The 12494-nt window shown below is 44.5% G+C and carries 12 protein-coding genes; all 12 read left to right on the plus strand.

From position 1 onward, the window contains the following. Window positions 1-2: 2 nt before the first annotated feature. The 12 genes from C3B52_RS16315 (at window position 3) to C3B52_RS16370 (ending at window position 12481) form a co-directional block, all read left to right on the plus strand. A complete protein-coding gene (locus C3B52_RS16315; protein WP_103107463.1) occupies window positions 3-986 on the plus strand; it encodes an ABC transporter ATP-binding protein in 984 nt (327 codons plus the stop codon). Further along, entirely contained in the window at window positions 983-1963 is a 981-nt protein-coding gene (locus C3B52_RS16320) for an ABC transporter ATP-binding protein (RefSeq protein WP_103107464.1), read from the plus strand. Before C3B52_RS16315 ends, C3B52_RS16320 begins: the two co-directional genes overlap by 4 nt. Next, entirely contained in the window at window positions 1960-2772 is an 813-nt protein-coding gene (locus C3B52_RS16325; RefSeq protein ID WP_103107465.1) for a metallophosphoesterase, read from the plus strand. The genes C3B52_RS16320 and C3B52_RS16325 overlap by 4 nt, the downstream gene beginning before the upstream one ends. Before the next feature lie 364 nt (window positions 2773-3136). Then, complete coding sequence (locus C3B52_RS16330; RefSeq protein ID WP_103107466.1) at window positions 3137-4036, plus strand: SDR family oxidoreductase; 900 nt, start codon at window positions 3137-3139, stop codon at window positions 4034-4036. A gap of 308 nt (window positions 4037-4344) precedes the next feature. Further along, entirely contained in the window at window positions 4345-5595 is a 1251-nt protein-coding gene (locus C3B52_RS16335) for an MFS transporter (protein WP_103107467.1), read from the plus strand. Between the two features lie 252 nt (window positions 5596-5847). Beyond that, window positions 5848-6489: a YczE/YyaS/YitT family protein gene (locus C3B52_RS16340; protein WP_103107468.1), complete on the plus strand. Its 642-nt coding sequence runs from the start codon at window positions 5848-5850 to the stop codon at window positions 6487-6489. Further along, window positions 6482-7261: a nucleoside phosphorylase gene (locus tag C3B52_RS16345; RefSeq protein WP_103107469.1), complete on the plus strand. Its 780-nt coding sequence runs from the start codon at window positions 6482-6484 to the stop codon at window positions 7259-7261. The genes C3B52_RS16340 and C3B52_RS16345 overlap by 8 nt, the downstream gene beginning before the upstream one ends. Window positions 7262-7389: 128 nt before the next feature. Beyond that, window positions 7390-8133 (plus strand): GntR family transcriptional regulator, encoded by a 744-nt coding sequence (locus C3B52_RS16350; protein WP_164684806.1) that lies wholly within the window; start codon window positions 7390-7392, stop codon window positions 8131-8133. Between the two features lie 67 nt (window positions 8134-8200). Next, window positions 8201-8878, plus strand: coding sequence for a deoxyribose-phosphate aldolase (gene deoC, locus C3B52_RS16355; protein ID WP_103107471.1), 678 nt, complete (start codon window positions 8201-8203; stop codon window positions 8876-8878). Between the two features lie 195 nt (window positions 8879-9073). Beyond that, entirely contained in the window at window positions 9074-10483 is a 1410-nt protein-coding gene (lpdA, locus tag C3B52_RS16360; protein WP_103107472.1) for a dihydrolipoyl dehydrogenase, read from the plus strand. Window positions 10484-10544: 61 nt separating this feature from the next. Next, window positions 10545-11123, plus strand: a complete 579-nt coding sequence (locus C3B52_RS16365) for a TetR/AcrR family transcriptional regulator (RefSeq protein WP_103107473.1) — start codon at window positions 10545-10547, stop codon at window positions 11121-11123. A 14-nt stretch (window positions 11124-11137) separates the two neighbouring features. Further along, window positions 11138-12481, plus strand: coding sequence for an SCP2 sterol-binding domain-containing protein (locus tag C3B52_RS16370; RefSeq protein ID WP_235615745.1), 1344 nt, complete (start codon window positions 11138-11140; stop codon window positions 12479-12481). Window positions 12482-12494: the final 13 nt, after the last annotated feature.

Below are 12494 nucleotides of genomic sequence, written 5' to 3' on the forward strand. Positions count from 1 at the left end.
CAATGGCAGAAACACTGCTGGCAATCCGTGAGCTGGATGTGGCGTTTACAATCGGCAAAAAGCAATATCCGGCGCTTCGGCAACTGAGCTTTCAGATCAAAGAAAAGGAAAGAGTAGGAATCGTCGGAGAATCGGGCTGCGGAAAAAGTCTTACTTCCTTGTCTGTCATGGGTCTATTGCCTGAGTCGGCGACGATTACACGTGGCGAAATCAGTGTGGCAGGTAAAACGTTGTCGGCTGAAAGGGTAAAAGAATGGAACTCCATACGAGGCAGGCAGGTCGCAATGATTTTCCAGGACCCGATGTCAGCACTCAATCCACTCATGCCAGTCGGAAAACAAATCGCCGAAATGGCGCTGGCCCATCTCATGGTCTCGAAGAAGGAAGCAAAAGAGCTGGCTTTGGACATCATGGAAAAAGTCGGACTGTCCCGAATCCATCAGCTTTATGGAGAATATCCACATCGTCTCTCTGGTGGAATGATGCAGCGAATCATGATCGCGATGGCGTTGATATGCAAGCCCAAGCTGCTGATCGCAGATGAACCGACGACAGCGCTCGATGTAACGATTCAGGCACAAATTCTCGACCTACTACGCGAGATGAATCGTTCGACAGATACGGCAATGTTGTTTATCTCCCATGATTTGGGCGTCATTCGTGAGGTATGTGAGCGGGTGATTGTGATGTATGCAGGATATGTGGTTGAGGACGCTCCTGTAAGTGAGATTCTGGAACATCCGAAGCATCCGTATACAGCTGCTTTGTTGCAGGCACTTCCAAGTGTAGAGAAGCGAGGTCAACTGCTTTATACCATTCCCGGACGGGTGCCTCCGCTAACCGAACGAGGGGACGGATGTCCATTCGCTGGTCGATGCCCGAGAGCCTCCAACATATGTCATACGAAAACTCCCCAGCTTGAAATATGTGGGAATAGTCATCAGGTGCGTTGTCATCTCTATGCGGAAGGGAAGATATTCGCATGAGCAAAGCACTGATCCAGGTAGATACACTGACGAAGCATTATGCTTTGCCCAAAACGAAGCTACTCGAGAAACGACAATTTGTACGAGCGGTAAACGAGATCTCATTCGAAATCTCAGAGGGAGAGATATTTGGACTCGTCGGGGAGAGTGGCTGTGGCAAGTCAACAACTGGCCAAATGCTCGTCAAGCTGGTGAAGGAATCGCATGGCAGCATTTATTACCGAGACCGGCAAATCAACCGATTATCGGCAATCGAAATGAAAGAGCTCAGACGGGAACTGCAAATCGTCTTCCAGGACCCGTCGTCTTCCTTAAATCCGAAGAAGACGATAGGCTGGCTGTTGGAAGAACCGCTTGTTATACACGGTTACACCAACAAGTTGACGAGAAGAGAGATCGTGATTGAGACGCTTGAGCAGGTCGGACTCGGTGCGGATTACCTGAAGCGATATCCCCATGAATTAAGCGGTGGACAAAAGCAACGCGTAGGCATTGCAGCAGCTCTTGTCCTAAAGCCCAAATTTATTGTAATTGACGAGGCCGTGTCAGCACTGGATGTATCTGTACAATCGCAAATTTTGAATTTGCTTCTGGAGCTGCGTAGCAAGCTAGGATTGACCTATTTGTTCATCTCTCATGACCTTAACGTCGTGCAATATATAAGTGATCGGGTAGGTGTTATGTATTTGGGGAGGCTGGTTGAAATATTCGATGTCGACGAATCAGCAAAAGGACCGCAGCATCCTTATACAAAGGCGCTTTTCTCAGCGATACCCGATGTGAAGAGTACCAGGGAAAGGATGCTTTTAAAAGGCGATGTACCCAATCCGCTTTCTCTGCCAGACGGATGTCCTTTTCATCCGAGATGTCCTGTGGCAATAGACAAATGCAGCAAAGAAGGGCCAACCTTGCGAACGATAGCACCCCGTCACGCAGTCAGTTGTCATTTAATCGAGGAGGGGGATTTTCTTTCATGAAGCTAGGAATTATTTCAGACCTGCACGTAGATCTCAACGAGGCTCCCGGTGAACCGCTCGTGGAAGAAACGCTTCTGGAACTAACGACCCAAGAAAAACTCGGAGCTCTAATCATTGCAGGAGATATCTCCAACGATGTCCACAGAAGTATGCAAGTACTCGAAATGCTCCAGGAGCAAGCTGGCATTCCCGTCCTGTTTGTTCCTGGCAATCACGATTATTGGAGTAAGGATAATGGCATTACTGACACGTGGGAAATCTATCGCAAGTTTCAATCGTACGCAGGTTGTGTAAGCGAAAGACCTTATACCTTGGAAAACGGATGGGTCGTCGTCGGCAATTCAGGGTGGTACGATTATACGATGGGCGAGTCGGGATATTCCTTTGAACAATTTGAGCAAATGCATGCGATGGAGAGAACCTGGCAGGATAGCATCTATGTGCGATGGGGTATGAGTAACGGGGATATTCACCGATATTTTTACGAGCGGATGGAGAAAGAACTGGCGCAGTATCGAGACAGCCAAATGATCATGGTGACGCATATGCTGGCTCATCCTTATTTTAAGGTGCCGATGCCGCATCCGCAGTGGTCATATTTCAACGCCTTTTTAGGAAGTGTAGACTATGCTGACCTCTACAGGAAATACGGCGTACGTTATGGAATCATGGGTCATGTTCATTACCGCAAAAGACATGTGGAGCAGGGTACAGATATGATCTGCGCCTGCCTCGGCTACCGCAAGGAGTGGCGTAATGAGTCTGTAACAGATGAACTCCGCGAATGTCTGCAGATAATCCAGCTTTAATCCAGAATTTTACCTATAACCTGTTTTTGGTTGCAAATCCCAATTTTCACTGTTACACTAATCTTATCTGAAGTGAACGGAGGGTTATGTGTGATTGATTCTTCCCGATAAGGCCAAAATGCTTATTTGCATTTATTTGTGCTTTGATTCGCTCTGTCTGTTAGCAGGGTAATCGGGATGAGTCTGTCCATATGCTGTATTGTTCATATGAAGTTAGCAAAAGAAGGGTATCTCTGTTATTTTTCTGGAGAAGCTTCTTTTGTGTTACGAATAACTTGAACACATATGGAAATATTCATATTCGATTATGTTTGCACAGGCAGAGAAATTGCCTGTGTTTTTATTTTGATAAAGGAGTGGTTTTATGACAAAACAAAATTTCGAGAAGCTCTCAAACGGTCATAATGGAAAAAGACGTGTATGGTTTATCACTGGTGCAAGTAAGGGTCTTGGATACGCATTCACCAACGCTGCTTTAGAAGCAGGGGATCAGGTCGTGGCAGTCGCCAGAACGATTGGAAAACTAGAAAAACTGCAAGAACAGTACAAAGACTCGTTGCTGTTCTTAAATCTTGATATAAGGGATCGGGATGCTGTTTTTGCAACTGTGAAAGTGGCGACAGAACATTTTGGACATCTCGACATTGTTGTGAATAACGCAGGTGTTATGACGCTTGGCATGGTCGAGGAATTGAGCGAAGCCGATGCAAGAGATCTGATGGAAACGAATTTCTTTGGTGCTCTTTGGGTCTGTCAGGCAGTATTTCCTTATCTGCGTAAACAAAGGGCGGGTCACTTGATTCAAATTTCCAGTATTGGAGGAATACTTTCCGGTCCAATGTCGGGCATATACAGTGCAAGTAAATTTGCCTTAGAGGGGTTGAGTGAAGCTTTGGCACAAGAAGCTGCCCACTTTGGCGTGAAGCTCACGATCGTTGAGCCCGGCGGATACTGGACAGATTTGTATACGAGTATGCGTTACAGCACTGCATTAACTGAATATGAATCTCTTAGAGAACTGTTGGCCAAGCAGTATTCGGAAGGCTCGGTAGATAGCGATCCCATCTTGGCTGCTGAGGCTCTAATGAAGCTTGTAGAAAGTGAGAATCCACCGTTAAGACTCATCTTAGGAAGTATGCTCTACGATGTGGCCAGGAACACCTATCGTGAACGTATCGCAACGTGGGAGAGTTGGGAATCTGTGAGTCGTTCGGCAGAAAGAGGGATTCCAGCCCCAGAAGGGTATGGATTAGCGAAAGAGTAGTGTCAGATTTAGGGGGCCGCTTTAAGCAGTGTTTCTAACATTACGCATACAGATGATAACTAGGCATTAGCTGTTTAAGCTAATGCTTTTTGTGTTGAAAAAGTGGCTGGCACAATAACTTGTTTGACAATTTAAAATCAGTATATTACGATAAATCGTGTGTGTTGTACAATTATACAAACTTGTATTACAAGTTGAAAATGAGTGAAGACAACAAAGGCGAATAAGAGAATAGCACCCTTTTTGTTTCGTGTTGAATGTTCATGAGTATGGGTTAGAATATTCGATCTATTGAAGGGAGAATAATCATGAAAGCGCATACAGCAATGCTTCCGCGACTGTCTGTCATGATGTTTTTACAGTATTTTATTACAGGTTCCTGGATGGTCACAATGGGATTGGTTCTAAGCGAGCAGGGTCTATCGTCCATTATTGGTACGGCTTATTCCGTAGGGGGAATAGCTACCATTCTATCACCTATTTTTATCGGAATGCTTGCCGATCGTTTCTTCCCATCTGAAAAAATAATGGGAGTTCTTCATATTATCAGTGGAGTCACGTTATGGATGGTTCCCTCCCAGATTCAAGCTGGAAACGGAGCCATGATTCTCGTGTTAATTTTTTTGCACAAGCTTCTGTATCAACCTACTGGTGCTATTTCGAACAATATTGTTTTTAATAGCGTATTGGATAAGGAAGAAAAGTACTTCCCGATTATCCGTGTATTTGGAACGATTGGGTTTATCACAGTTGGTCTCTTTATCGGACAAATGGGCTTATCTACGAGTACGATGACTTTTCAAATTGCTGCCATCACGTCATTCGTACTCGGGATCTACAGCTTTACGCTGCCGAATACACCAGCACCCGCAAAAGGGAAGCCATTTTCTATTCGGGATTTGCTTTTTCTTGATGCGTTTGCCTTATTAAAAGATAGAAACTATTTCGTGTTTATGATCTGCACAATGGCATTGTTTATCGTAAATACGTTCTATTCGACGTTTGCATCGGTATTTTTCAATGCTGTAGGATTCGACAATGTGGCTAGCATCATGACGATTGGTCAAATGTCAGAGGTTATTTTTATGCTGTTAATGCCTTTGTTTTTCAAACGCTTCGGCGTAAAGTATATGCTGCTTTTCGGAATGCTTGGTTTTATCCTACGAGCTCTTTTACTCGGATTTGGTGCACCAGATGTAGTGTTCATGATCATGGCGATTGCGCTGTATGGAACTTGCCAAGACTTTATCTTCGTGACAGGTGAAATTTATACAAGTCAAAAAGCCGATAAAAAAATCAAGGCACAAGCTCAAAGCTTGTTGAAAACGTTCACATGGGGCATCGGTATGTTCATCGGCTCTTTTATCGCTGGCAATATCTTCAACAGTACGGTTGCTACACAAGAAGCCGAATCCCTTTCCAAGTGGACTGTTTTTTGGATGTATCCTGCCATTGTTGCAGGAATCATGCTCATTTTCTTCGCGTTATTCTTTAAAGATAAAAACAGGAAATCAAAGCAGGAACATGCGGTGGATGAGAGTATAGCGTCAAATCATTAAGATAAATATCAATGGATGCATCATAAAATCCCAATCTCTTCGAGTACAGTTCGTGAGAGAGTGGGATTTTTTATGGAATGATGGGCGTGGTAATGAGCAGGGTTTTATACTTGTTTGTACAAGTTTAATTAATTTACTCTAACGTGTTTGACAACTAAAAATAGTTGTACTATATTATTAATTGTATGTTGTACAACCACACAAAAGTAATGCAAGTTTCAGCTGAAACAACATTGGAAGAGAGAATGTGGCATGAAAACATCACTATCAAAAACAAGGCAAACCATTACCAATGTCTTGCTACTACTACTAGGCTTATTGATTATGAGTTTTGGTATTGCCATGTATTTGAAGGCCGGTTTAGGAGCAAATCCGCTGACGACTTTGACCGACGGATTTTCCAAAACATTTAGCTTAAGCGTTGGCAGAGCGTCCCAAGTGATAATGCTTGGCTTGATCATCGTCGTTTTCTTCATTGACAGAAAACGAATCGGTATTGGAACGATCGCGAACGCTTTCTTAACAGGTTTGTTTATCAATCTTTTTATGGGGATCAATTTTCACCAACAAACACTGCTGTTTGAAGCGATGATTTTTATCGTTGCAGTATTAGCATTCGCAGTGGGGCTGGCCATGTATGTTTCGGCGGGGCTGGGAGAAGGGGCCGTCGACGCATTCATGATTATTATTCGGGACCGATTTAACGTGAACCTGAAAAATGCCCGTATCGTGCTTGATATCATCCTGGTTGTTTTAGGGATCATTCTTGGCGGCAACGTGGGCATCGGCACCATCATTGGTACTCTCATGACCGGCGTGATTATGTCAAGAACATTTCATTTCATCAGTGTTTACAAAAAAAAGTGGCAAAGTGGAGGAATGGAAAATGGTTGAGACGAAGAAAAAAATGCTGCATATCGCTTGCGGGGAGGGTGAAGTAGGAGAGTACGTATTTTTGCCCGGGTCACCTGAGAGAACAATTAAGATTGCAAAATATTTCGATAGCTACGAGAAAATAGCCCAGCATCGGGAGCATACGACCTATACAGGCTATCTCGATGGAGTGAAGGTTTCGGTTACCTCAACAGGCATGGGCGGTCCTTCTACAGCCATTTGCATGGAAGAATTAATCAAGCTTGGCGCACATACATTCATTCGCGTTGGCACGTGTGCATCCACTTCTGTAAAAGTTAAAAAAGGCGATGTCGTCATCCCTAATGGTGCTGTGAAAATGGAAGGTACAAGCAATCATTACGTGCCAGTTGAATATCCTGCGGTTCCTGACTTCTTTCTATTAAAAGAATTGGAAAAAGCCGCAGTAAAACTAAAGTACGATTATAATGTTGGGGTCAGTATCACGAAGGACTCTTTTTACACACAAATTGAACCGGAGACAAAGCCGGTAGCCTATGAATTGATCAACAAGTGGAATGCGTATGAAAAGAGCGGGGCAACGAATACATGTATGGAATGTGCGCCAATGTTTGTACTTGCCTCCACTTTGAATTGTCGTGCGGCAGCGGTTCTCGTGTCCGCGACAGATTACAAGATTTACAGCTCCGATGCCAAAACATATCCGGCTGATTTTGAAAGCAGACCGATTGAAGTAGCAATCGAGGCAATGCGTCAAGTGATTAAAGCAGATCAAAGCGGAAGAGGAGAATAAAGAGTCATAAAGCTGCTCCCTTCCTCTAATCGGGAAGGGGACGGCTTTTCCTATTTCATCCTCCGTTTTGTGTAAACGATAATCCTTGCTATACTAGTTGATATACTGTTTGAGAGTGAGGGATTATGATGGGGAGCACAGAAACCGGTCCAGAGAGTCATAAAGTACCGTTATACGTTTCTGTCTATGACAGCATATTTAATAAAATCAAGACTGGCGAATTTAAACCGGGCGAAAAACTGCCGAGTGAAAATATACTGTCAGAAATGTTCAATATTAGCAGGGGAACATTGCGTCAGGCGCTCTTACTACTACAAGAGGACGGTCTTGTTTTTAACTGGCAAGGCAAGGGAAATTTTGTAACGGCTAACTTTAAACGATTGGAAGCCGGTTTAGAAAAAGTCTCATTAATCCCCTTAGGGTTTAGTAAATCGGATTGCACGGTTATATTGGAGGACATTACTTTTCAGCCCGCAACTGAAAAAGTACAGGAAAATTTGCAGCTTGGAAATTCCAAGCTTGTAGCTGTATTTACTCTGAATTTCATATCCGAAGGTCAAATCTCGTGCAACACTGTCTTATTTATTCCTTATGATAAATTAGACGAAAGTAACGTGTCGTTGGAAGACAAGGAACAGCTGAAAACCTTTGTATTGAATTACATTGATATGAATGTTGTCAGCGCTCAAACGGAAGTAAGGGTAGTTGAGGCACGCGAATCCATTGCAGAACGGATGAAAGTCGAAAAAGACAAAATGCTCATCTGTTTTATTGAAATCATGTACTCGGAGTTCGGAATTCCCGTCATTTACTCCAAGTCGCATTGTAGGTCGGAGATGTTCAATTTCCACATCAACCGCAGGAAATTGTAGATGCGAAGGAAGCATGGTGATGCTTTCAATCAGGAATCACTTACAAATGAATTAGCGGAGGACGACTATGCGTAATGAACAAATCGCTCGCTTGATTGACCATACACTTTTAAAGCCAGACGCTAGCCGAGATGACGTGATTAAATTGGCGATGGAAGCCAAAGAGTATCGTTTTGCCTCTGTCTGTGTGAATCCTGGGCAAATTGAAACGGCATACGAAATATTGAAAGATACACCTGAAGTTAAGGTTTGTACGGTGATCGGATTTCCGTTAGGGGCTTCTACTACGGAAACAAAAATATTCGAAACCACTGATGCGATCAAACGAGGCGCAACGGAGGTCGATATGGTCATTAACATAGGTGCGCTAAAAGATAAAAATGATGAACTCGTTTTGCAAGATATTAAAGCTGTAATTGAGGCAGCAGGATGTAGGGCATTAACAAAAGTGATCATCGAGACATGCTTATTGACGGAGGAAGAAAAAGTACGTGCCTGTGAGCTTTCGGTAAAAGCAGGTGCACACTTTGTCAAAACCTCGACGGGTTTCTCTACTGGAGGAGCAACCGCTGAGGATATCGCTTTGATGCGCAAAGCAGTTGGACCTGATGTTGGTGTGAAAGCTTCTGGAGGCGTCCGAAATCTGGAGGATGTGGAAAAGCTGGTTGACGCTGGGGCAACCCGTATCGGTACAAGCTCGGGAATTGCCATCGTAAATGGTCAGCAATCGCAGTCTGCTTACTAAGTAGCTGTTTGTTGGGAAAGAGGAAATTACCACGCTGGGTAGGAGAGTCTGAGCTCTTCCTACCTTTTTTGTGTTGGTATTATTGCTTTGAATCAGTCCCAAGTGCAATGCAAGACAAAGCGACATTGACTACGTTTAAATATGATGCCTATAATATATTATGACCATCATATTTAAACGCAGGAGGATATAAAAATGAACCAGCTTAATCCAGTGGACACATTGGTTATTGGATCAGGTCCGGGAGGCTATATGGCGGCGCTAAAATCCGCACAGCTTGGAATGAAGACGGCAATTATAGAACGTGATCAGATCGGCGGAGTCTGCACCCATGTGGGCTGCATACCTTCTAAAGCGTTGATTGCAGAGTCGCATCGCTACAATACGTACAGGCAATGGAACAATGCTGCCGCTTCCATCTCATTTGAGCATGCTCAGGCTTTCAAACAAGCTGTCGTCAACAAGCAATCCGGCGGAGTCAATTATTTGTTAAAGTCGGCCGGAGTAACGATTCTCACAGGAGAGGCAAGCTTGATCGATGAACACACAGTAGCTATAAAAAAAGCGGGAGCGGATCAAAAGCTTTCATTTAAACACGCTGTTCTGGCAACGGGTTCCCGACCTATTGAACTGCAGGCATTGCCGTTTGGAGGACGTATCTTGTCTTCCACAGAAGCTCTTTCGCTTTCTCAAATACCGACCAGCTTGGTTATCATCGGTGGCGGATATATTGGGGTTGAACTGGGACAAATGTATGCCAAATTCGGCACCAAGGTGACAATTCTGGAGGGAGGAGGACAAGTGCTGCCAGGGTTTGAGGCCGATCTTGCCGCACCTGTTATCCGTCAATTGAACGATGATGGCATCACCATCATTACAGGGGCGATAGCCATTAAAGCAGAACAGCATGCTGATTCGCTTACACTCCATTATTTGAAAAATAAAAAACAGCATCTTGTTAAAGCGGAGTATGCGCTCGTGACTGTAGGAAGAAAGGCGAACACAGACGGTAACTTAGGGCTCGGGCGCATAGGGGTACAGATGTCGAGCAATGGACTCATCGAAACTGACGAACAGTGCAGGACGTCGGTTCCGCATATTTTCGCAATTGGAGATATTGTTAAGGGTCCGGCGCTTGCCCACAAAGCATCTTATGAAGCTAAGGTTGCGGTAGAAGCCATTGCTGGTGAGCCTTCTGTCGTTGATTACAAAGCGATCCCGCTTGTCGTTTTTTCTGAACCAGAGCTTGCAAGCGTTGGACTGACTGAAACAGAATGCAAAGCAAAAGCGATTCCGGTTGTTATTGGCAAATCTTCATTCTCCATAAATGGCAGATCATTGGCGCTGAAAGCACCAGAAGGTTTTGTCAAAATGATTGCAGACCAGGCATCAGGAATTGTAATGGGTGCACAAATCGTTGGAGCAGAGGCTTCAACACTCATATCGGAACTTGCACTTGCGATCGAGATGGGAGCGACCGTTGAGGATTTAGCTTTGACCATTCATCCTCATCCCACTTTGGGAGAGGTGATCATGGAGGCAGCAGAAAATGCGCTTAGAAAAATTATGAAAAATGGAAACAGAGAAAAGGTTGTCCCTATTTGACAGCAAAAATATGATGGTTATAATTTTTTGTAACAAATCATGTTTTACAGGAGTGAATGGCATGCCTTATACCCAAACACATAAAATGAAGGTTCGCGAAAAAATCGTGGGAAGTGCTGCGGAAGCCTTCCGCAAGAACGGCATCAAAGAAGTGAGTGTGCCGCAAATCATGAAGGGTGCGGGATTAACCCACGGCGGTTTTTACGCTCACTTTGCGAATAAAGATCAGCTTGTCGCCGAAGCGTGTCGGAAAGCGCTTGAAGAAACGATAGATCTTCTGCGAAATGCTGCGAAGCATAAAGCGGATGATTCAAAGATACAAACCGTCATTGACTATTACCTAAGCACAGCTCATCGGGACATGTTGGAAAAAAGCTGCATTCTTCCCACTTTGTCCAGTGAAATCTCGCGTTCATCCGAAGATATCCGTGAGACATTTACGGAGGAGCTCACGCGGTTCATTTCCTTTATTTCTGGAATGGTTGGAAACAGCGATCAGAAAAGCATGGCTTTGATTAGTACAATGGTTGGCGCTCTGTTGCTTGCACGTTCGGTAAATGACTCCGAATTAAGCCAGAACATTCTTGATGCAAGCAAACGTTATGCCAAGGAGCTCGTCTCGATCCATACCTCTTCTTAAGGGAGTTGTGCACTGTGGCAAAGTCAATAATGAATGACCATCCTACTGTCAGGTTGTACCACATGAAACGAGAAGCGGGAGAGGAGATGCACATAGCCCCTGTTGATACGCAGTGGTTGCGGGATCTATGTCTCCATGCAGGAGCTGACGATGTCGGATTCGTCTCTATCAGCCGGACTGAACTCGATGCCCAGCGCCAAGAAATTTTAAGTTTGTTTCCCCAAGCCCGGACACTGATCAGTTTCGTCTGCAAAATGAATCGTGAACCTTTGCGTTCAACTGCCAGGTCCATTGCCAATGCGGAATTTCATTATGTGATTGATGACGTGACGCATATCGGACATCAAATCGTGAAAGAGCTTGAAGTGAGAGGCATCAAGGCGTTGAATCCGCCTGCTGGGTTCCCGATGGAGGTTACAAGTGGCGGCAAGTCATGGGTCATTTCTCATAAACCGATTGCGGTTGCAGCTGGACTCGGACAAACCGGTATTCACAGAAATGTCATTCATCCCAAGTTTGGTAACTTCATTTTGCTCGGAACGATCCTGACGAATGCGGAATTGACCTCAGAAAGCCAGCCGATTGATTACAATCCGTGTTTGGAGTGCAAATTGTGTGTGGCTGCCTGTCCGGTAGGGGCGATCGGCTCTGACGGTCACTTTAATTTCTCTGCCTGCTATACACACAACTATCGAGAGTTTTCCGGAGGCTTTACTGATTGGGTGGAAACAATAGCCGACAGCAAAAATTCAAAAAATTACAGAGCCAGAGTCAATGACGCAGAAACGGCTTCCATGTGGCAAAGTCTCTCATTTGGAGCAAATTATAAAGCTGCATACTGCTTATCTGTTTGTCCTGCTGGAGAAGATGTGATTGGCCCTTTTCTTGCTGATCGCAAGCGTTTTTTCCAGGAGGTTGCCAAACCGTTACAGGATAAAAAGGAAATGGTGTATGTCGTACCGAAATCCGATGCCGAGGAACATGTCAGAAAGCGTTTTCCGCATAAAGAAGTTCGTCTTGTGAGCAATGGCTTGCGCTCAAAATCAATCCGGGCATTTTTGGCCGGTCTTCCCCACATGTTTCAAAGAAATCAAGCTAAAGATTTAGTGGCTACCTATCATTTTACTTTTACGGGACAAGAGGAAGCTCAAGCAACGATTGTCATTTCTGACAAGACCATTTCTGTAAAAATGGGACATATCGGGGATGCGGATTTCCAGCTTATCGCGGACAGTCAAACATGGATTCGCATGCTATCCAAAGAAACAGGGATATTATCAGCTGTCCTCTCTCGAAAAATTCGCACGAAAGGCCCTGTAAAGCTGCTAAAGGCATTTAGCAGATGCTTTCCGTCGTAAAAGCAGACAAGCA

It is taken from the genome of Brevibacillus reuszeri, from assembly GCF_002897295.1.
Taxonomy (GTDB): Bacteria; Bacillota; Bacilli; order Brevibacillales; family Brevibacillaceae; genus Brevibacillus; species Brevibacillus reuszeri_A.